General features: G+C 66.2%; 19 protein-coding genes and 1 pseudogene. 4 read left to right on the top strand and 16 right to left on the bottom strand.

The features are described 5' to 3' along the window. Together F6X39_RS21830 and F6X39_RS21825 are read right to left on the bottom strand one after the other, a co-directional pair. A pseudogene (locus F6X39_RS21830) lies at positions 1-589 on the bottom strand (ammonium transporter); the annotation flags it as partial. A gap of 46 nt (positions 590-635) precedes the next feature. Beyond that, positions 636-974 carry a P-II family nitrogen regulator gene (locus tag F6X39_RS21825; protein WP_013088261.1) on the bottom strand — a complete coding sequence of 113 codons (339 nt, stop codon included), beginning with the start codon at positions 972-974 and terminating at the stop codon, positions 636-638. 389 nt (positions 975-1363) lie between these two features. Between F6X39_RS21825 and F6X39_RS21820 the strand changes: the two genes are divergently transcribed. Together F6X39_RS21820 and F6X39_RS21815 are read left to right on the top strand one after the other, a co-directional pair. Further along, positions 1364-1618 carry an accessory factor UbiK family protein gene (locus tag F6X39_RS21820; RefSeq protein ID WP_026228952.1) on the top strand — a complete coding sequence of 85 codons (255 nt, stop codon included), beginning with the start codon at positions 1364-1366 and terminating at the stop codon, positions 1616-1618. Between the two features lie 120 nt (positions 1619-1738). Then, positions 1739-3349: a YifB family Mg chelatase-like AAA ATPase gene (locus tag F6X39_RS21815; RefSeq protein WP_187618066.1), complete on the top strand. Its 1611-nt coding sequence runs from the start codon at positions 1739-1741 to the stop codon at positions 3347-3349. A 332-nt stretch (positions 3350-3681) separates the two neighbouring features. Here the strand turns inward: F6X39_RS21815 and F6X39_RS21810 are convergent, their stop codons facing one another. Then, positions 3682-4365 carry a hypothetical protein gene (locus tag F6X39_RS21810; protein ID WP_187618065.1) on the bottom strand — a complete coding sequence of 228 codons (684 nt, stop codon included), beginning with the start codon at positions 4363-4365 and terminating at the stop codon, positions 3682-3684. A 203-nt stretch (positions 4366-4568) separates the two neighbouring features. Between F6X39_RS21810 and F6X39_RS21805 the strand changes: the two genes are divergently transcribed. Beyond that, positions 4569-5105, top strand: coding sequence for a TlpA disulfide reductase family protein (locus F6X39_RS21805; protein ID WP_184026536.1), 537 nt, complete (start codon positions 4569-4571; stop codon positions 5103-5105). A gap of 59 nt (positions 5106-5164) precedes the next feature. On the opposite strand, the gene F6X39_RS21800 is transcribed toward F6X39_RS21805, so the two are convergent. From F6X39_RS21800 to F6X39_RS21770, 7 genes are all read right to left on the bottom strand, one after another. After that, positions 5165-6514 carry a sigma-54-dependent transcriptional regulator gene (locus tag F6X39_RS21800; RefSeq protein WP_187618064.1) on the bottom strand — a complete coding sequence of 450 codons (1350 nt, stop codon included), beginning with the start codon at positions 6512-6514 and terminating at the stop codon, positions 5165-5167. Between the two features lie 31 nt (positions 6515-6545). Further along, on the bottom strand, positions 6546-8618 hold the full coding sequence (locus F6X39_RS21795; protein WP_187618063.1) for an ATP-binding protein: 2073 nt from the start codon (positions 8616-8618) through the stop codon (positions 6546-6548). Between the two features lie 45 nt (positions 8619-8663). Next, positions 8664-9944 (bottom strand): dicarboxylate/amino acid:cation symporter, encoded by a 1281-nt coding sequence (locus tag F6X39_RS21790; protein WP_187618062.1) that lies wholly within the window; start codon positions 9942-9944, stop codon positions 8664-8666. 376 nt (positions 9945-10320) lie between these two features. After that, complete coding sequence (ugpQ, locus tag F6X39_RS21785; protein WP_187618061.1) at positions 10321-11073, bottom strand: glycerophosphodiester phosphodiesterase; 753 nt, start codon at positions 11071-11073, stop codon at positions 10321-10323. Between the two features lie 111 nt (positions 11074-11184). Beyond that, positions 11185-12192 carry a lipoyl synthase gene (gene lipA / locus F6X39_RS21780; protein ID WP_184068587.1) on the bottom strand — a complete coding sequence of 336 codons (1008 nt, stop codon included), beginning with the start codon at positions 12190-12192 and terminating at the stop codon, positions 11185-11187. A gap of 13 nt (positions 12193-12205) precedes the next feature. Further along, entirely contained in the window at positions 12206-12931 is a 726-nt protein-coding gene (lipB, locus tag F6X39_RS21775; RefSeq protein ID WP_090802840.1) for a lipoyl(octanoyl) transferase LipB, read from the bottom strand. A gap of 119 nt (positions 12932-13050) precedes the next feature. Further along, the gene (locus F6X39_RS21770) at positions 13051-13377 is read right to left on the bottom strand and encodes a DUF2917 domain-containing protein (protein ID WP_184002639.1); all 327 of its coding nucleotides are present in this window, start codon (positions 13375-13377) and stop codon (positions 13051-13053) included. A gap of 98 nt (positions 13378-13475) precedes the next feature. Between F6X39_RS21770 and F6X39_RS21765 the strand changes: the two genes are divergently transcribed. Continuing rightward, positions 13476-14459 (top strand): transcriptional regulator GcvA, encoded by a 984-nt coding sequence (locus F6X39_RS21765; RefSeq protein WP_184026524.1) that lies wholly within the window; start codon positions 13476-13478, stop codon positions 14457-14459. Positions 14460-14478: 19 nt separating this feature from the next. On the opposite strand, the gene F6X39_RS21760 is transcribed toward F6X39_RS21765, so the two are convergent. From F6X39_RS21760 to F6X39_RS21735, 6 genes are all read right to left on the bottom strand, one after another. After that, the gene (locus tag F6X39_RS21760) at positions 14479-14748 is read right to left on the bottom strand and encodes a DUF493 family protein (protein ID WP_187618060.1); all 270 of its coding nucleotides are present in this window, start codon (positions 14746-14748) and stop codon (positions 14479-14481) included. Beyond that, a complete protein-coding gene (locus tag F6X39_RS21755) occupies positions 14720-15679 on the bottom strand; it encodes a D-amino acid aminotransferase (RefSeq protein WP_187618059.1) in 960 nt (319 codons plus the stop codon). The genes F6X39_RS21760 and F6X39_RS21755 overlap by 29 nt, the downstream gene beginning before the upstream one ends. A gap of 13 nt (positions 15680-15692) precedes the next feature. Then, on the bottom strand, positions 15693-16922 hold the full coding sequence (locus F6X39_RS21750) for a D-alanyl-D-alanine carboxypeptidase family protein (RefSeq protein ID WP_187618058.1): 1230 nt from the start codon (positions 16920-16922) through the stop codon (positions 15693-15695). Positions 16923-17243: 321 nt separating this feature from the next. Next, the gene (locus F6X39_RS21745; protein ID WP_090802833.1) at positions 17244-17888 is read right to left on the bottom strand and encodes an alpha/beta hydrolase; all 645 of its coding nucleotides are present in this window, start codon (positions 17886-17888) and stop codon (positions 17244-17246) included. Positions 17889-17914: 26 nt separating this feature from the next. Then, positions 17915-18238 (bottom strand): (2Fe-2S) ferredoxin domain-containing protein, encoded by a 324-nt coding sequence (locus tag F6X39_RS21740; RefSeq protein WP_090802831.1) that lies wholly within the window; start codon positions 18236-18238, stop codon positions 17915-17917. A gap of 104 nt (positions 18239-18342) precedes the next feature. Next, positions 18343-19500: a VanZ family protein gene (locus F6X39_RS21735; protein WP_187618057.1), complete on the bottom strand. Its 1158-nt coding sequence runs from the start codon at positions 19498-19500 to the stop codon at positions 18343-18345. Between the last annotated feature and the right edge of the window lie 20 nt (positions 19501-19520).

The following is a 19520-nucleotide window of genomic DNA, read 5'->3' as shown; positions in this document are numbered from 1 at the left end:
TCGGCGCGAGGTGGCTGACGGTCAGCGTCGTGGCCTTGTCGCCCTTGATGTAGTTCATGCCCGTCATGAACACGCGCGAGAAGCCGCCGATGAACGAGCTGCCAGGCGTGAACGCGAGGCTGTAGCCCACCACGGTCCAGACGATCGTCACGACACAGGTGATCGCGAAGCTTTGCATCAGCGTCGCGAGCACGTTCTTCTTGCGGACCATGCCGCCGTAGAACAGCGCGAGACCCGGGATCGTCATGAACAGCACGAGCGCGGTGGAGGTCAGCATCCACGCGGTGTCGCCGGAGTTGATCTTCGATGAATCGACCGAGAACGGCGCGGTCGGGGTGGCCGGCGCGGCGGCGGCCGATGCATCGGCGGCGGCCGGTGCGCTTGCGGCCGGCGCGGCGGACGCATCGGCGGCGGGAGCCGAGGCCGCCGGGGCAGCGGCTGCGGCGGAGGCGTCCGGTGCGGGCGCGCTCGCCGTCGTATCGGGAGCGGAGGCGGCTGCGGGAGCGGACGCATCGTCCGCGAGGGCGGTGCCGACACCGCCCGCGAGCAGCGAGCCGGCCATCAGCAGGGACATCATTAGTTTGCGCATCTTGGTTTTCCTCTTGTCGCTATCCGTGTCGCTATGTTCTGGTCTTTTACAGTGCGTCCGCGCCGGTCTCGCCGGTGCGGATTCGAACCACCTGCTCGATCGGCGTGACGAAGATCTTGCCGTCGCCGATCTTGCCGGTACGCGCGGCGCGCTCGAGCGCCTCGATCGCCTGGTCGACGATGTCGTCGGATACCGCCGCTTCGATCTTCACCTTCGGCAGAAAGTCGACGACGTATTCGGCGCCCCGATACAGCTCGGTGTGGCCCTTCTGCCGTCCGAAGCCTTTGACTTCGGTCACCGTGATGCCCGACACGCCGATCGCCGACAGGGCTTCGCGCGCTTCATCCAGCTTGAACGGCTTGATGATTGCGGTAATGAGTTTCATGAAATCCTCGCTAGTTATTGCTGATCCGTTGTGCCCCGTGGCGTACCCGTGACGGCGGTCTCCTGCGCTACCGGGAAAAGCGCCCTGGCAGTGCGCGCGCGGGGCAGTAACAGCAACTCCTATGCCATGTTGTGTCGGAGCGCGCCTCGCGCGCGTGGCGCAGCGCGCCCGAGCGGCCTTGTCCGAACGGCCAGCGGCGCGGCGGGCGGTGGCGCGGCGGGGGGATCATTGCTAGAGTGTTCGAACGTTCTGAACGCGAGGGCGCGCACCAAACACGCTCACGCGGCCGCGGCAACCAATACGTCGCGCGCACCAGGATCGCCCGTTCGCCGTAACGGGGCACGGGCGCAATCAAACATGCACACTTTTTGTGCACCAAGGGGAACACGATGAAACAACCGAACGACGTTTTTAACGACTTCCAGGCCCGCGTCAGCGATCTGTTCAAGAATTCGCCGGCCAAGGATGTCGAACGCAACGTCAAGGCAATGCTGTCGCAGGGCTTCTCGAAGCTCGATCTGGTCACGCGCGAGGAATTCGATACGCAGACCCAGGTGCTCGTGCGTACGCGCGCGCGCCTCGAAGAACTCGAACGCCGCGTCGCCGAGCTCGAACAGAAATTGCCGCTCACGCAGACGCCGTAAGCGCTGCTCGCAGCCTTCGCGCTGCGCAGTGCCGCACATCACAGACAAGCGGGCCGTGACGTCATCAGCGTTTTAGGGGATTTGCGCGCGATGTGAGCGCGCCGTCCGACGGGAGAGAATATGTCGCTTGCCGTGGTGCGCAGCCGCGCGCCGGCCGCTGGCCGTGCGCCCGAGGTGACCGTCGAGGTTCACCTCGCCAATGGACTGCCGTCCTTTTCGATCGTCGGCCTGCCCGACCTGGAAGTGCGCGAGAGCCGTGAACGCGTGCGCGCGGCGCTGCAGAACTGCGGTTTCGATTTTCCGGTCCGCCGCATCACCGTCAACCTCGCGCCGGCCGATCTACCGAAAGAATCCGGTCGTTTCGATCTGCCGATCGCGCTCGGCATCCTCGCCGCAAGCGGGCAGATTCCCGCCGCATCGCTGCTCCATCGCGAGTTTGCCGGCGAGCTGTCGCTGACCGGCGCGCTGCGGCCGATGCGCGGCGCGTTCGCGATGGCCTGCGGCACCGCGCGCGGCGCTCTGGCGAACGCCGGCGACGCCGACGCTTCATCTGAAGTGCGTTCTGCGTTGCCCGCCCTCCTCGATCAACTAGCCGCACCGGCCTTCCATACCCCACAGCTTTACCTGCCGGCCGCGAGCGCGGCGGAAGCGGCGCTCGTGCCCGGCGTCGACGTGTTCGGCGCCGCCGATCTGCCGTCGCTATGCGCGCATCTCGCAGGCTCGCCGGACGCGCGTCTTAGTCCGGTCGCCGCGCCCGAGCACAACGAGCACGCCGCCGCCCCGTCGCCGGACATGGCCGACGTGATTGGCCAGCGTGCCGCTCGGCGCGCCCTCGAAGTCGCGGCGGCCGGCGGCCATCACGTGCTGCTGATCGGACCGCCCGGCGCCGGCAAGTCGATGCTCGCGGCACGCCTGCCCAGTTTGCTGCCGCCCATGACCGACGACGAAGCGCTCGCCTCCGCCGCGCTACTGTCCGCGAGCCGCATCGGCTTCAAGCCGTCGCAGTGGCGCCAGCGGCCGTTTCGCGCGCCGCACCATTCGTCGAGCGCGGCGGCGCTGGTCGGCGGACGCAATCCGCCGCAGCCTGGCGAGATCACGCTCGCGCATCTGGGTGTGCTTTTTCTGGACGAGCTTCCCGAATTCGATCGCGTGGTGCTCGAAACGCTGCGCGAGCCGCTCGAAGCTGGCCGCATCACCATCTCGCGCGCCGCCTGGCAAGCGGATTTCCCCGCCGCCTGCCAACTGATCGCCGCAATGAACCCGTGCCCGTGCGGCTGGCGCGGCGATCCGGGCGGGCGCTGCCGCTGTACGCCTGAAGTTGCGGCGCGCTATTTGCGTAAATTGTCGGGACCGCTGCTCGACCGCATCGACATCCAGCTCGAAATTCCAGCACTGACCGCCACCGAACTCGCGGCACGCGCCGCCACCACCGGCGAAGCAAGCGTGGCGATCGCACAGCGCGTGAGCGCTGCGCGCGAGCGGCAACTGGCCCGGCAAGGCAAGACCAACCGCGAGCTGGACGGACGCGAAGTCGACGATGTATGTCGCCCGGACGCAGCGGGCGAGGCGCTGCTGCGCGAAGCCGGCGAGCGCTTTGGCTGGTCGGCGCGGGCGTACTACCGGGTGTTGAAGGTCGCGCGCACCGTCGCGGACCTGGCTGGCGCGGCGATGCCGAGCGCCGCGCAGGTCGCCGAGGCAGTCCAATACCGCCGCGCTTTTGGCTCGTTATGAGGAGAAAAAACGACTGTCAAGACTTGACTTATTCACACACGCGCGATCCTGTTAGATTTTGATACAACTCAAAAGCGCGCAGACGAGCATCTCACCAAGCCATTGATTTCACTGTATTTTTTTAAATTCCCTACGCCTGTGGATTTTGCCGGAAGGCCCGCCTGATGGGCTTTTGCGGCCATTGAGGCCGACTTCTCAACAGAGTTATCCACAGGCTGTGCGCGTAACTCAAAAATCTCAACGTAAACCGGCAATTAGCGTACAAACCTGCGAAGGAACTTTCACTGGGTTCGGCCCTCTGAGGTGCGCCCGACCGGCCAAAAATACCGCATTTAGTACAGCTGGAACGACGAAAAAAACTGGTCGACCTGGTCTTGCGGCAGCGGTTGATCGGCGATGATCGCCGCCTGGTACACGTGCCGGCCGCGCGCGACGAGCCGCGCATACAGCGTGCGCGTCTCGTGTTTGGCGCCCGCCGCGCCGCTCACCGTCATTTCCAGCCCCGGTATCTTGCCGCCCGCCGCCAGCGGGATTTGCGCTGGGTGAGCATCGGGCGTCGCGCCGACATTGCGCGCCAGTCCCGCGCGCAGGAAATCGAGTGCGGCACGCTGGGTCGCGTCGCTGTCGTCGGGCAGCATCACGGTGCCGACCGCAAAGACCGCATTGCCCGCTTCGGCGGTCTGCATTGCCATCTGCATCGGTGTGCCGCCGATCTGCACCGCGCGCTGATCGTTGTCCGGCTTGGCTGGGAAGTCGACCGTGTAGCCCTTGTCGTTGTTCATCACGGTGCGCCAGTCGAAGGTCGGTGAGCAGGCGCTGAGCGCGACGCCGAGCGCCAACGCGGCCGTCGCCGCGCCGATCACGGTTCGAGCGTGACCGGATCGCGTGAATGCACGGAGAAATAGGCCCGCCGGTTGGAAGACGCCCGCACGGCGGGCGGACAATCGGCTGATCAACGGAAAACGGCAAGAAACGCGGGCAACTAAAGAGCAGACGCGAAGAACGGTTCGGAGCATGGGACGGAAGATCGGGCTTCTCGGAGCGTAAAGCGCCATTATCCGCTGATCGACTGCCGGGCCGACGCGGAGCGCAGCCGTCCCGCCATTTCGGCGCAGCCGAACCCATTGGAGCTAGAATAGAAGAGTTGTTCAGTACCGGCCCGCGGGCCACCACACCGCCCCATTGTTCCGCGCCGCGCGCGACTCACGAGGTTCCGTCCATGAGTTCCAATTCACCGACCGCCGTCCGGCGCACGAACCCGCTTCGCTATCTGATTGCGGTGGCCGTGGCCATTGCGCTCGCCGTCGCCGGTTACTTCGCGTTTGCCGGCCAGCAGCGCGTACCCGATGCGACCTTCACGCTGCTATCGGGACAGAAGCTCACGACAGCGGACCTCAAAGGCAAGGTTTATCTGGTCAACTTCTGGGCAACGAGTTGCGACACCTGCATGAAGGAAATGCCGCAGATGGTCGAGACCTATAACCGCTTCAAGGGCCAGGGCCTCGAATTCGTCGCGGTGGCAATGAACTACGACGCGCCGATGTACGTGACCAATTACACGCAAACGCGTCAGCTGCCGTTCAAGGTCGCAATGGACGACGGCTCGGCCGCCAAGCGGTTCGGCAACGTGCAGCTCACGCCGACCACCTTCGTCGTCGATAAAGACGGCAAGATCCTGAAGCGCTATGTCGGCGAGCCGCAGTTCGCGGAACTCGACCAGTTGCTCGCGAAAGCGCTGAAGGCTGGCGCGGCTTAAGCCGGCGCAAGCAGATCCCCACACGCCGGCGCAACCTCCCGCCGCCGGCGTCCGCCTCCTCACCGCTCCCCTTCCCCTTTGGCCGCAAGGCCATATCGCTTGATCTTCTCGTAGAGCGTCGCCTTGCCGAGCTGCAGCCGGTCCGCCGCGACCGCGACCACGCCGCCCGCCTGCTCCAACGCCTCGGCGATCATCGCGCGCTCGAACTGCTCGACACGCTCCTTCAGCGGATGGGTGGCCCCGCCGTCTTCGCCGAACGACAGCACCGGTTCGTCGGCGATGCCGAGCACGAAGCGGTCGGCGGCATTACGCAGCTCGCGCACGTTGCCCGGCCAGTCTCGCTGCATCAGACTCGCGCGTTGGCGATCGGTGAGCATCGGCGCCGGCCGCTGATAACGGACGGCAGCATCCAGCAGGAAATGCTCGAACAGCGGCACGATGTCCTCGCGACGCTCGCTCAAAGGCGGCAGCGCGATCGTCACCACGTTGAGCCGGTACAGCAGATCGCGCCGGAACGAGCCATCCGCGACGTGCTCGGCCATGTCGCCTTTTGCAGCCGCGACCACGCGGCAATTGACGCGAATCGGCTGATTCGAGCCGAGCCGTTCCAGCACGCCGTCCTGCAGCACGCGCAGCAGCTTGACCTGCAGCGCGAGCGGCATGCTCTCGATCTCGTCGAGAAACAGCGTGCCGCCCGACGCATGTTCGAGCTTGCCGATCCGCCGTTTGGCCGCGCCGGTGAACGCGCCCGGCTCGTAGCCGAACATCTCCGATTCGAACATCGGCTCGGGCAGCGCGCCGCAGTTCACTGCGATGAACGGCTTGTCACGCCGCGGCGACAACTCGTGCAGGCTGCGCGCGATCAGCTCCTTGCCCGCGCCGGTATCACCGTTGATCAGGACGGACGCATCGGTCGGCGCGACGTTGGCGATCAGCCGCCGCACCTGCTCGATCGCCGGACTGCGGCCGATGATGCGCGGCGCGACCGCGTTCTGCCCGGCCAGCTCACGGCGCAGCGCGAGGTTTTCGAGCACGAGCTTGCGGCGCTCCAGCGCGCGCCGCACGGTTTCGATCAGCCGCTCGGACGCGAACGGCTTTTCGATGAAGTCGTAGGCGCCGTCGCGCATCGCCTGCACGGCCATCGAGATCTCGCCATGACCGGTGACCAGAATCACCGGCACGTCGGGCGCGCGCTCGTGGCACTGCGCGAGCAGGTCGAGACCGCTCGCGCCGGGCAGCCGGATATCGCTGACGATCACGCCGGAGAAGTCCGCGCTGATCAGCTTCGCCGCGGCCTCGACCGACGCATGGCCGACCACCTCGAAGCCCGCCAGTTGCAGGCTCTGCACGCTCGCGCGGCGCACCAGTTCGTCGTCTTCGATATACAGCACTTGCAGGCCGTCGTTCATTGCGTGTTCCGGGTGATGCTTCGGGGTGAAATCAGGAGCCCGCGGTCAGCGAATTGTGCGAGGGGCTGGTCTGCACGCGCGCACGACGCAGCGTCAACACGAATGATGCGCCACCGTGCGGCGCGTTGCGCGCGACGAGCGAGCCGCCGCAATCGCGCGCGATCGACGATGAAATCGCGAGGCCAAGGCCGAGCCCCTGGCCCATTTCCTTCGTCGTGAAAAACGGTTCGAACAGGTGCGGCAACACGTCGTCGGGAATGCCGGGGCCGTTGTCGCCGACCGCGATCGACAGGTTTGCGACGCCGGCCTCCACCTCGACCGTGATACGCGGCGGGTTCATGCCGGCGGTTGCGTCGAGCGCGTTGCCGAGCAGGTTGATCAGCACCTGTTCGAGCCGCAGATCGTCGCAATTCGCGACCAGCTCCGGATGATCGTCGGCGAGATTCAGCGGCGTGCGCGCGCCGCCTGCCGCAGCGGCGGCGTCGGCGTCGGTGTCGGTGTCGGCCGCGATATCGATCAGCACGAACTCGAGGTCGACGCCCTGCAGGCGCTTTTGCAGCAGCGCGACGACGTTGCGCAGGGCCCGCACGATCGACGCGCGCGCGCTGCGCGGCCGCGCGCGGCCGACGAACAGCTTCAGCTGGTTCGTGATCTTGCCCATGCGCTCGGTGAGCGCCGCGATCGCTTCGAGATTCTCGCGCGCCGATGCCTGATCGCCGCGTTCGAGCAGCACGCGCGTGTTATCGGAAAAACTGCGCAGCGCGGCGAGCGGCTGGTTCAGCTCGTGCGTGATGCCGGCCGCCATCTGGCCGAGCGCGGCCAGCTTGCTCGCCTGGATCAGTTCGTCTTGCGCGGCGCGCAGTTCCTGCTCGGCGCGTGTACGCTCGGCGACTTCCTTGTGCAACTGCTCGTTCGCCTCGGACAGATCGGCGGTGCGCTCGGCAACGCGCTGGTTCAGCTCGGCATAGGCCTTCTGCAGCAGCGCGCGGCTGCGCATCATTTCGCGCACACGCGCGCGCCGCATGCGCCAGTAGAACGCGAGCAGCACCAGCGACACATAGCCGAAGCCGGTGACGATGGTCGCCTTGCGCGCGTCGGCATCGACCGGATCGACCGGCGACATCGTGATCAGATGCCAGTCCGGCTCGCCCATGGCGTGACGCGACGCGAGGAAGCGCGGCGCGGAGCGCCCGCCGCCGATGCGCAGGATCTGCGCATTGCCTTCGAGTATGCGCTCGACCGTCACCGGCAGCGGCTCGATCGGCTGCTGCGCGTACTGGCGAGCCTGGTAGATCGAATTGGCGATCTGGCCGGGCAGCGGCCGAATCGTGTGGTACTTCCATGCCGGCACCGACGACAGGAAGATCACGCCATGATCGTCGGTGACGACGAGCGGCTCGGACGCGTCCACGCCCTGAAACCATTCGAGATCGAGCTTGACGACCGCCACACCGACGATCTTGCCGTCGCGCCGCACCGGCTGCGAGATGTAGTAGCCGGGCGCCTGCGAAATCGTGCCGATGCCGAAGAAGCGGCCGACGCCGCCTTTCATTGCATCGACGAAATACGGCCGGAACTGATAGCCCGCGCCGACGAAGCTGCCCGGCCCGCGCCAGTTGCTGGCGGCGATGCAGTAGCCGTCGAGCGAAATGATGTAGGTGACCGTCGCGCGCGCGTGGCGGTTCAGGTCTTCGAGATAGAGATTCGCGCGCTTGACGTTGGCGGGATTCGGATCGATCAGCACGTCCTGCACGATCGGATGCTCGGCGAGCAGATACGGCAGCGATTCGTAGCGTTCGAGCGTGCTCTTGAGCGCGCTCGCGGTGCGCTCGGCGCGCACGGCGGCGTTGCGCCGCAGCGTATCGACACCGCTTTTCCACGCAAGGTTGTAGGTAAGCCAGCATGCCGCCGCGAGCCCGGCTGCGAGCGCGAAGAGAATCAGCAGGCGGCGGGTCACGTTGGCAAAGTCCGATCGATGTGCATCGGACATTGTGGCATAGGGCGGCAAGGCGTCGCCGCCAGACGCGTCGCGGGCTGGGCCGCGACTTTTGCCGGCGGTCTCGCCGGCAGACGCCTCGGAAGGTCGCGCGGACGCCGGTTTCATGCTTAAGCGTCCGCGCTGGTCACGACAGGGTTGGCGAGGCGCGACTCAAACGCCGGCCGGCTCTTTGACCGCCACCTCGCCGCGCAGCACCTTGTTCAGCTTGCTGCGATCGAGCTCCTTTTCCCAGGCCGACACGACGACCGTCGCGACACCGTTGCCGACGATGTTCGTCAGCGCGCGGCACTCGCTCATGAACCGGTCGATGCCAAGGATCAGCACCATGCCCGACAGCGGAATCGTCGGCACCACGGCCAGCGTCGCCGCGAGCGTGATGAAGCCCGCGCCGGTCACGCCGCTCGCACCCTTCGAGGTCAGCATCGTCACCGCGAGCAGCGTCAGCTGCTGGCCCCACGTGAGGTCGGTGTTGGTCGCCTGAGCGATGAACAGCACCGCCATCGTCATGTAGATGTTGGTGCCGTCGAGGTTGAACGAGTAGCCGGTCGGCACCACGAGGCCCACCACCGAGCGCGAGCAGCCGAGCTTTTCGAGTTTCAGCATCAGCTGCGGCAGCGCGGCTTCGGACGAGCTCGTGCCGAGCACGATCAGCATCTCTTCCTTGATGTATGCGACGAAACGCAGGATGTTGAAGCCCGCCGCCCGCGCGATCGCGCCGAGCACGACCACCACGAACACGATCGAGGTCAGATAGAACGTGCCGACCAGCTTGAGCATCGGCAGCAGCGAGCCGATGCCGTACTTGCCGATCGTGAAGGCCATCGCGCCGAACGCGCCGATCGGCGCGAGCTTCGTGATGATGCGCACCATGCCGAACAGGATGTGCGAGAGCCCTTCGATGAAGTTGGTCACCGGCTTGCCCTTCTCACCGGCCGTTGCGAGCACGGCGCCGAACAGCAGCGCGATCAGCAGGATCTGCAGGATCTCACCCTGCGCGAACGCCGACAACAGCGTGTCCGGAATGATGTGCATGAAGAAGTCGACCGTCGACTGGCCGTGCGCCTTCGCGGCATACGACGCAACCGCGCGGCCGTCGAGCGAAGCCGGATCGACGTTGAAGCCGGCGCCGGGTCGCAGCAGGTGCGTGGCGGCGAGGCCGAGCACCAGCGCGAAGGTCGAGACGATTTCGAAGTACAACAGCGCCTTGCCGCCGACGCGTCCAACCTTCTTCATGTCCTCCATGCCGGCGATGCCCGTCACGACCGTGCAGAAGATGATCGGCCCGATCACCATCTTGATCAGCTTGATGAAGCCATCGCCGAGCGGCTTCATGTCGATGGCGAGGTTCGGGTAGAAATGCCCGAGTACGATGCCGATGATGATCGCCACGATCACCTGGACGTACAGCACTTTATGGATAGGTTTCTTCACGATGGTTCCTGCGAGGGATATGGGCTGATGACCCGCCGCGAGGCGCGACACGCGAACGAAACGTCGTCGCGCGGGCGCACGTTAGCGGACCGCTGCAAAGACGACGAATTCAGAAATACCGGGAAGGGAAATCGGACATTTTGTCTCCTTGCTTTTTTGTCGGGCCGTGGCGGCCACGCGCTTTCTTTCGCAAGGTCGATGCCAGTTTGATTTCAGACTGGAAGCCTTGATTTTTATGGGTTTTCCGGCACAGCTCGGCGCGCGCCGTCCGGGTTTCCGGAAATCCGGACGAGCGCTGTCGAGGAATCCGGAATTCGGTGCGCGCGCGTTTGCGGGGAAACCCGCAGGGGTTTGTGCGGAGCTTGCCAGTGCGACGTCACGTCAACAGATCGATCCGGTCCGTGCAGATCATGTCGACGCCCCATTCTTCGAGCAACCGCGCGCGCGCCGGATCGTTCACCGTGTAGGCGAGCACGCGCAGCCCGGCCGCGCGGATCTGCGCGACCAGCGGTTCGCTCAGATAGCGGTGACTCGCGTGCAGCGAGACGCAGTCGAGTTCGCGCACGACGCGCAGCCAGTCCGCCGGCACCCGCTCGAACAGCATGCCGCGCGGCAGCGACGGCGCGGCATCGCGCGCGGCGGCGAGCGCGTCGAACGAAAACGACGACACCAGCGGCGGCGTCTGCCCTTGCCAAAGCTCGAGCGCGCCCCGGGCGACCAGTGCGCCGGTGATGACTTCGCGGCCCGGACACGGCTTGATCTCGATGTTCGCCGCGATGCCGTCGCGCGCGCAACGCTCGGCCGCGTCGGCCAGCGTCGGCAGCCGCGTACCGGCGAACTCCGCGCCGCGCCACGCGCCGGCATCCAGAGCGGCGAGTTGCTGCCATGTGTGCGTGGCCGCCGGCCCGTGGCCGTTGGTCGTGCGATCGAGCGTGTCGTCATGGAGCAGGAACAGCGCGTTGTCGGCGGACAGCTTCGCGTCGAATTCGACCATGCGATAGCCGTAGCGCACGCAGGCGTCGAAACCGGCCAAGGTGTTTTCCGGCGCAAGCGTACCGCCGCAGCGGTGCGCGATCAGCCGCGGATAAGGCCATTGTGCGGAGGTCCCGCGATCCATCGGGGTTGCCACGTGTCGTTTCCTTGCTGATAGAAGAGCGGTCTATGAAAAAAGCCCGCACATCGGCGGGCTTTTCGTTTCTGCGGGCGTGAAGCGAGGCAACAGCGGCGAGGCGCGAGCGCGTCAGACCACGCCGGCTCCATGCGCCTGCACGTCGGCGTGATAGCTCGAACGAACCATCGCGCCCACCGCGGCGTGCGTGAAGCCCATCTTGTACGCCTCTTCCTCGTACATCCTGAAGGTGTCCGGATGCACGTAAGCGCGGACCGGCAGATGATGCTCCGACGGCTGCAGGTACTGGCCGATCGTCAGCATGTCGACGTCGTGCTCGCGCAGATCGCGCATCACTTGCAGGATTTCCTCTTCGGTTTCGCCGAGGCCGACCATCAGGCCGGACTTGGTCGCGACGTGCGGATGCAGCGCCTTGAAGTCCTTCAGCAGCTTCAGCGAATGCGCGTAATCCGACCCCGGGCGCGCTTCCTTGTACAGACGCGGCACCGTTTCGAGGTTGTGGTTCATCACGTCGGGCGGCGCCGCATTCAGAATGCCGAGCGCGCGGTCGAGGCGGCCACGGAAGTCCGGCGTCAGGATTTCGATACGCGTTTGCGGCGACAGCTCGCGCGTCTGACGGATACATTCGACGAAGTGCGCCGCGCCACCGTCGCGCAGATCATCACGGTCGACGCTGGTGATCACCACGTACTTCAACTTCAGCGCAGCGATGGTGCGCGCGAGGTTGGCCGGTTCGTCGGCGTCGAGCGGATCGGGACGGCCGTGGCCGACGTCGCAGAACGGGCAGCGGCGCGTGCACTTGTCGCCCATGATCATGAAGGTCGCGGTGCCCTTGCCGAAACATTCGCCGATGTTCGGGCAGCTCGCCTCTTCACACACCGTGTGAAGATTGTGCTCGCGGAGGATCTGCTTGATCTCGTAGAAGCGCGAATTGCCGGTGGCCGCCTTCACGCGAATCCAGTCCGGCTTCTTCAGCTTTTCGATCGGAACGACCTTGATCGGGATGCGCGCGGTCTTGGCTTGCGCTTTCTGCTTCGCGGTGGCGTCGTAGGCGGCGGGGGCCGGCACGCCTTCGGGCGCGGGGGTGGCTGCTGCGGAATTCGCGGTTACGTCAGTCATTCGTTCGATCCAGTCAGGCGGTGAGCGCACCGGCCTGCGGTTGGGCGACGGCCGCGGGATTGCCGTCGAGGTTTGCGGTGAGACTTGCTGCGAGGGTACGGGCCACGTCGTCCCAGCCGGCGGCGATGCCGAGCGTCGCCATGTCGACTGTTTCGAGCCCCGCGTAGCCGCATGGATTGATCGCGAGAAACGGCCGCAGGTCCATGTTCACGTTCAGACTCACGCCGTGATAGCTGCAGCCGTTGCGGATTTTCAGGCCAAGCGCCGCGATCTTGGCGCCGGCATGGAGCCCGGCGTCGGGCCCAGGCGCCACGTAGATGCCGGGGGCGCCCGCCTTGCGTTCTCCGGCGAGATTATACGCCGCGAGGGTGTCGATCACGGCCTGCTCGATCCGGGTGACCAGCTCGCGCACCATCAGCTTGCGCCGGCGCAGGTCGAGCAGCAGATAGGCGACCACCTGGCCGGGCCCGTGATACGTGATCTGCCCGCCGCGGTCGACCTTGACGAGCGGAATGTTGCTGTCTGCCGCGAGCAGGTGCGCCGGATCGCCGGCCTGGCCGAGCGTGAAGACGGGCGGATGTTCGACGAGCCAGATTTCGTCGGCGGTGTCGGCGGTGCGGGCGTCGGTGAAGGCGCGCATCGCGTCGAAACTGGCTTCGTAGGGTTCGCGGCCGAGCCAGCGCAGCATGGGCGGCTCGATGGCAGGTAGAGGAGACGGAGAGACCGGGGTGGCGCACATGATTCCGGGAGTTTACCGAAATCTCGGAAACCGCGCCCGCGGCCACCGGGAACCTGCACAGCCGGGGCCGGTACCCTGCCGGCCCCGGCGTCATGCACGGCTGTTGCGCCGCGCCACCGTCAAACGGTGCGCCAGCCGCCGCGCACACGCATCATCCAGCGCTCGCCGATGCGAGCGAGCCAGTTCAGCGCGCGCTCGTCGCAGCGGGTCGGCACCGAGAACGTAACCTTCGCGAACGTGGCGCCCTCGGCGCTGAGCCAGAGCCGCTCGCCGCGCCGCAGATGCAGCGTCTGCCCGGGCTGCAGCCAATAGTCCTTCGTGTCGTCGCTGCGCGTGACCCACACTGCGCCGCCATGCACGCGCAACTTCGTGCTGCGCGCGACCTTCAGCGGCAGCGTGTCGCCAGTGCGGATTTCATATGCAATGCTAGAGGAAATTTCTCGCATGAGGCCCTCGCCAAAAATCGTTTCATGACTAGAATCCTAGGTGCAGCAAGGACTTGGGCAAAACGATCAATTTTCACGTCTATGTGAGAAATATTGCGATGGACCTGCGTCAACTCCCCGCCCTGAACGCGATCAAGGCGTTCGAAGCCGCCGCCCGCCACGAAAGCTTTTCGCGCGCCGCCGACGAGCTGTTCGTCACGCACGGCGCGGTCAGCCACCAGATCCGCGCGCTCGAGGCCGAGCTCGGCGTGTCGCTGTTCGCGCGCGACGGCAAGCGCGTGCGCCTCACCGAAACCGGCCGTCGCTACGCCACCCAGGTGCGCGCCGCGTTGATGGAGCTCGCCGACGCGACTCGCGCGATCCGTGCCGGCGACCGCGAGCGGCGCCTCGTGATATCGATGCTGTCGTCGTTCGCGGCACGCTGGGTGACGCCGCGCATCGGCAGCTTTATCGAGGCAAATCCGCAGTGGGATCTCGAGTTGCTGACCACCAATGCGCTGACGGACTTCGCGCGCGACGACGTCGACGTCGCGATCCGTTTCGGCTTCGGCAAATATCCGGGGCTGCACGCCGAGCTGCTGCTCGACGAGATTTTCTTCCCCGCCTGCTCGCCCAACTTCAACGGCGGCAAGCTGCCGCAAACCCCGGCCGATCTCGCCAAAGTCCCGCTGCTGCGCTCCGACGACGAGCTATGGCGCCCATGGTTCGACGCCGCCGGCCTCACCGACTGGCCGGAGCCGAAGCGCGGCGTGCTGTATCAGGATTCGTCGAATCTGTTGCAGGCGGCCGTCGACGGCCAGGGGATCGCGCTGACGCGCCGCTCGCTCGCGATGCACGAAATCGCGGCGGGCCGGCTCGTGCGGCTCTTTGATGTGGATGGGCCGAGCCCGTGGCAATACTATTTGGTCTGCCTGCCGCAGATGCTGGGGACCGCGCGGGTCAAGGCGTTTCGCGACTGGTTGTTCGACGAGGTGGCGCGCTTCAGGCTGCTGTTCGATCTCGCCTGCGAGGCGGGTCCCGCGGCGAGCGCGCGCCTGGCGGCGCAGGGAGTGACGGCGGACGCGTTGCGCGTCGCGCCGTAAGGTGAAAAACCGCGCGGTGTTACAGCACGACCTTGACCATCGGATGGCCGGTCAGCGCGCGATAGATGTCGTCGAGATGCGCGCGGCTCGTCGCCCGCACGTGGACGGTCAGCCCCGTGTAGGTGCCGCTGCTCGACGGCCGCGTCTCGACGCGCGCCGCATCGACCTCGCTATCGAACACGCGCACCACTTCGACGATCGTCGCGGCAAACTCGGGGTGCGATTTGCCCATGATCTTGATCGGGAAATCGCAGGGGAATTCAAACAGTGAGTCGTTCTCGGGATTCATTCTCTACTCCTTCTTCCGCCGCGGCGGCTTCAGCCGCCTTGGCTCGCTGATACGCCGCATACAGCTCCGCAAACACCGCGCCCGGGCGGCCCGCGCCGACCGGCGCGCCATCGAGCCGCGTGACCGGCAGCACTTCCCTGGTCGCCGAGCTGACGATGATTTCATCGGCCGCGCGCACTTCAGCTTCGGTGATGTCGCGCGCTTCGAAGCGGATACCGCATTCGGCCGTCAGCTCCTCGATGAGCCCATAGCGGATCCCTTCGAGAATCCTGTTGCTGCGCGGCGGCGCGGCCAGCACGCCATCCTTCACGATCCACACGTTCGACGACGACCCTTCGGTCAGCAAACCATCGCGGAACTGCAGCGTCTCGAAGGCGTCGTTTTCGGCCGCGTATTGCGCCATCAGCACGTTGCCGAGCAGCGACACCGACTTGATGTCGCAATTGAGCCAGCGACGATCCTCGGCGCTCACGCACGGGACACCGCTTGCGCGCTGCGCGGCGGCGGGCAGGTTCAGCGCGGTGACCATCACGAACACGGTCGGCTTCACGCCGGCCGGAAATGCGTGAGCGCGCTTCGCGACGCCACGCGTGACCTGGATGTATGCGATCGCGTCCTGATCGGCACGCAAGCCGCCGTCCGTTTCGTTGGCCTCGACCACGCGTCCGATCAGCTCGCGCCAGCCAGCGTCGTCGAGCGGATTGGCGATGCCGATCTTGCCGACCGAGCGCGCGAGACGCGCCAGATGCTGCTTCAGACGAAACGCGGTGCGCCGTCCGCTCGCGTGCGCGTACAACGGCGCCACTTCGTAAATGCCGTCGCCGAAAATGAAGCCACGGTCGAGCACCGGCACGCGCGCTTCGGACAACGGCACCAGTTCGCCGTTCAGATGAACGATCGGGTCCGGCGAAACCTCGGAGACAACGGTCATTGCGACGTAGCCCTTACTTTTTCTTGTTGAACATCAGCATCAGCGAATCCCACACGCGGCCCACCACACCGGCTTGCTGCACCGGCTGCAACGCGACCACCGGGAATTGCGCGAGCACCTTGCCGTCGGCGACGAGCTTGGCGGTGCCGATCTGCTGGCCGTTGGCGATCGGCGCGACGAGCGGATCATTGAGTTCGATCTGCGGCTTCGCCTTGTCGGCGGCGCCCTTCGGCAGCGTGATGTACTGGTCGCTCTTCACGCCAACCTGCACGCTGTCCTGCGAACCCTTGTAGACGCGCGGCGTGGCCACGACCTGGTTCGCCTTGTACAGACGCGTCGTGTCGTAGGCGGTGTAGCCGTAGTTCAGCATCTTCAGGCTGTCCTGCACGCGGTCGTGCTCCTTGGTCTCGCCCATCATCACCGAGACGAGACGGCGCGACGCGTCGGTCGTGCCCGGCAGCGGACGCTTCGCGCTCGCGATCAGGCAGTAGCCGGCCGCTTGCGTGTGACCGGTCTTAAGACCGTCGACGGTCGGGTCGATCCACAGCAGACGGTTGCGGTTCGGCTGCTTGATCTTGTTGTACGTGAATTCCTTGACCGAGAAGATGTTGTAGTACTCGGGATAGTCGCGAATCAGGCGGGCCGACAGGATCGCGAGATCGCCCGCGGTCGTGTAGTGCTGCGGGTCGGGCATGCCGTTCACGTCGGCGAAATGCGTGTGCGTCATGCCGAGCTTTTGCGCCTCCTTGTTCATCATGTCGACGAACTGCGCCTCGCTGCCGCCCACCAGTTCGGCGAGCGCAATTGCCGCGTCGTTGCCCGACTGCACGATCATGCCGTACACGAGGTCGTGCACGGTCACCGGCTTGAGCGCCTCGATGAACATGCGCGATTCGTCGTTGCGCACGCGCCGCACGGCTGCGCTCGGCTCGATGCTCTGATCCATCGTGATCTTCTTCGTGTCGAGCGCCTCGAACACGAGATACGCGGTCATCAGCTTGGTCAACGACGCCGGCTCGACGCGCTCGTCGGCATTGGCGGACGCGAGCACCTGGTTGCTGGTCGCGTCGACGAGCACCCACGAGCGCGCGTTGACGCCCGGCGGCGGCACCTGCGCGAACGCGGTGCTGGCGACGAGCGTGGCCGGCAGCACGAGGCCGACGGCGACGGCGCGATTGAGCGAAGCGGGAACGAAAGAAGCGAGTGACGGGAATGACGTGCGGCCAGAGGAGGAGAAACGCATAGGGTCGATTCGTGCAGAAAAATTCGTTGCGCGACAGCGCGCGGAGTTGGGGGAGCCGGTCGGCGGGGCATCTGGCCGTAAAACGGCGGGCGCCCGTTGGACTGATGGCGACGCAATCGGTTCGCGAGCGCAGCGCCGCGCACCCGGCCGCGCCCTCCCGCGAAATGATTCCGCGGCGCGCGATTCTGCCGGCTGGGCGGCGCTGTGCCCAAAAAAAGAGCGCCCATTATACGCGCGCTACCTGGTCAGTTTCGCGCGCGTGTCGTCGATTTGCACACGTTTGCGCACACCTGTCCCCCGCAAAATGCGCGTCGCGCGTTTTCAGCGCCAGGCGTCGACGATGATCCGCTTCAGGATGTGAAGCTTGCGATGCAGAAAGTGCTCGGCGCCCGGAATCACGACGACCGGCAGTTCCTGCGGCCGCGCCCAGTCGAACACGGACTGGACGGGGACGGTCTCGTCGACTTCGCCGTGGATCACGAGTGTGCTTTCGGGCACGGGTGCGACGTCCCAGCGGCTCGCCGCGGTACCGACGAACACGATGCGCTCGATTTCCCGGCCTTCATCGCGCAGCTTCGCCGCGACGTGCGACAGCACCACGGTGCCGAACGAAAAGCCCGCCAATACGAGCGGCAGATCGCCGTAGTCCGGATCTGCGCGCATGTGCTCGAGCACCGCGCGCAGATCGTCGCGCTCGCCGACGCCCGCGTCGTGCTCGCCCTGGGTCTGGCCGACGCCGCGGAAATTCGACCGGTAAGTGACGTAGTTCAGCTGCACGAGCGTGCGCGCGAGGGTCTGCGCGACCTTGTTGTCCATCGTGCCGCCAAACAGCGGATGCGGATGCGCGACGAGCGCGATGCCGCGTGGCGCGGCGCCTTTTTCGCGCACGCCGTCGGGCAGGTCCAGCGCGACCTCGATCTTGCCGACCGGGCCGTCGATCAGATACTTCTTCGTGTTGACGTTCATCGCGATGGATCGTTTTGTGGTTCGCGTTATTGATCGATCTTCAGACGCTCGACGATCTTGCCGTTCGCAAGATGCGATTCGACGATCTCGTCGATGTCGCTCTCGTCGACATAGGTGTACCAGACCGCCTCGGGATACACGACGAGCGTCGGGCCCAGTTCGCAGCGATCGAGGCAGCCGGCCTTGTTGATGCGCACCTGGCCGGGCCCGGCGAGGCCGAGTTGCTTCACGCGTTGTTTCGCGTATTCCTGCATCGCCTGTGCGTTGCAGTTCGCGCAGCTCGGACGCTCGGCGCCGGGGTCGCGTTGATTCAGACAGAAGAAAACGTGGTGCTTGTAGAAGGAATCCATGATGTTCGGGAGGCGAGCCTGAAAGGAAGTGCAATGGCGGTGCGGACGATTATAGCGACCGGGCTGTGCAGGCGTCGGGACCTGGCGGCCGGCGCGCAAGCATGTCACGCCCGCCTCGCGCGCCGCTTGAGCCACGCCCGCTCGACCGCGAACGCGAGCCACACCAGCGCCGCATAGGGCCATATCCATGCGAGCCAGCGCGCGAGCCCGTTGAAATGCAGATAGCGTCCCTGCCGCCAGTCGGCGAGCACGGCGTCGAAATACGGGTTCACCGGCAGCAGATTGACGAACACGAGTGCGACGACCAGCGCGACCCCGGCGAGCGTCGCACGCAACCGCCGCCGCAGCGGCAGCGCGACGAGCGCCGCGACGGTGCCGCACACGAGTCCGATTAGCGCGCCGGGCGTCGCCCAGTCGAACGCGAGGCCCGATTGCGATTGCAGGAACGTCGCGCCGGCCTTCACGCACAAGGTCGCGACGATGAACACGAACAGCAGGCGCACGCGCGGCGCATGACGGCGCGCCGGCAGCGATGCAAGCGCGAGCGCCGCGAACAGGTTTAGCGCCGTGATCAGCGCTTCCCATGTGTCGTCGTCCAGCCACGCGGCGGCGGCCGCCGGCCATGCGCCGACATGCCACGCGGACGGCGTCCACGCGAGCAGCGCGTCCTGGGTGGCCGGATCGACGCTCAGCCACAGCGCGCGCGGCCAGTTGCCGAGACCGAACAGACGCGGCGACGGATACATCGTCGCAAACGGCCACGCGGCGACGAGGCACGCGAGCGTCGCATGGCCGCGCTCGAACCACAGCAACCGCACACGCCTGAGCAGGCCGCGGTCGAGCAGCGCGCCGGTCAACGGCGACATCACCGCCGCGCCGACGAGCGCGCCCAGCGTGTTGGCGGCGAGATCGAGATTGGAGGCGACGCGTATCGGCAGATAGGTCTGCACGGCTTCCATCGTGCCTGACAGCAGACCGCCCAACACGAACGCGAGCGCGACGGCCAGCGTGCCGCGCCAACGCGGGTACACCGCGAGCACCACCAGCGCGCCGAACGGTATATAGCCGAGCACGTTGGTGACGACGTCGAACGCCGTCAGATACCGCGGCATCGGATCGAACAGATAGGCGAACGGCGTGATGCCGAGCGAGCGCCAGCCCGAGAACGGATACCACGAGCCGTAGACGATCAGCGCCGTGTAAAGCAGCAGCGCCTGACGGGCCAGCGTCGATGGGCGGCGCAGCCAGGGGCGTTCGCTCATGCAGCGCTCCGTTGCGTGCG

The organism is Paraburkholderia sp. UCT2, assembly GCF_014397665.1.
In the GTDB taxonomy this organism is placed as follows: domain Bacteria; phylum Pseudomonadota; class Gammaproteobacteria; order Burkholderiales; family Burkholderiaceae; genus Paraburkholderia; species Paraburkholderia tuberum.
The sequence above is the reverse complement of the archived record's forward strand: the minus strand, read 5'-3'. Positions and strand labels throughout refer to the sequence as shown.

What these genes read in the sequence shown, in the direction of transcription:
- F6X39_RS21825 (WP_013088261.1), bottom strand. Translation starts at nt 974, where the DNA reads ATGAAACTCATTACCGCAATCATCAAGCCGTTCAAGCTGGATGAAGCG.
- F6X39_RS21820 (WP_026228952.1), top strand. Translation starts at nt 1,364, where the DNA reads ATGAAACAACCGAACGACGTTTTTAACGACTTCCAGGCCCGCGTCAGC.
- F6X39_RS21815 (WP_187618066.1), top strand. Translation starts at nt 1,739, where the DNA reads ATGTCGCTTGCCGTGGTGCGCAGCCGCGCGCCGGCCGCTGGCCGTGCG.
- F6X39_RS21810 (WP_187618065.1), bottom strand. Translation starts at nt 4,365, where the DNA reads ATGCTCCGAACCGTTCTTCGCGTCTGCTCTTTAGTTGCCCGCGTTTCT.
- F6X39_RS21805 (WP_184026536.1), top strand. Translation starts at nt 4,569, where the DNA reads ATGAGTTCCAATTCACCGACCGCCGTCCGGCGCACGAACCCGCTTCGC.
- F6X39_RS21800 (WP_187618064.1), bottom strand. Translation starts at nt 6,514, where the DNA reads ATGAACGACGGCCTGCAAGTGCTGTATATCGAAGACGACGAACTGGTG.
- F6X39_RS21795 (WP_187618063.1), bottom strand. Translation starts at nt 8,618, where the DNA reads ATGAAACCGGCGTCCGCGCGACCTTCCGAGGCGTCTGCCGGCGAGACC.
- lipA (WP_184068587.1), bottom strand. Translation starts at nt 12,192, where the DNA reads ATGACTGACGTAACCGCGAATTCCGCAGCAGCCACCCCCGCGCCCGAA.
- lipB (WP_090802840.1), bottom strand. Translation starts at nt 12,931, where the DNA reads ATGTGCGCCACCCCGGTCTCTCCGTCTCCTCTACCTGCCATCGAGCCG.
- F6X39_RS21770 (WP_184002639.1), bottom strand. Translation starts at nt 13,377, where the DNA reads ATGCGAGAAATTTCCTCTAGCATTGCATATGAAATCCGCACTGGCGAC.
- F6X39_RS21765 (WP_184026524.1), top strand. Translation starts at nt 13,476, where the DNA reads ATGGACCTGCGTCAACTCCCCGCCCTGAACGCGATCAAGGCGTTCGAA.
- F6X39_RS21760 (WP_187618060.1), bottom strand. Translation starts at nt 14,748, where the DNA reads ATGAATCCCGAGAACGACTCACTGTTTGAATTCCCCTGCGATTTCCCG.
- F6X39_RS21755 (WP_187618059.1), bottom strand. Translation starts at nt 15,679, where the DNA reads ATGACCGTTGTCTCCGAGGTTTCGCCGGACCCGATCGTTCATCTGAAC.
- F6X39_RS21750 (WP_187618058.1), bottom strand. Translation starts at nt 16,922, where the DNA reads ATGCGTTTCTCCTCCTCTGGCCGCACGTCATTCCCGTCACTCGCTTCT.
- F6X39_RS21745 (WP_090802833.1), bottom strand. Translation starts at nt 17,888, where the DNA reads ATGAACGTCAACACGAAGAAGTATCTGATCGACGGCCCGGTCGGCAAG.
- F6X39_RS21740 (WP_090802831.1), bottom strand. Translation starts at nt 18,238, where the DNA reads ATGGATTCCTTCTACAAGCACCACGTTTTCTTCTGTCTGAATCAACGC.
- F6X39_RS21735 (WP_187618057.1), bottom strand. Translation starts at nt 19,500, where the DNA reads ATGAGCGAACGCCCCTGGCTGCGCCGCCCATCGACGCTGGCCCGTCAG.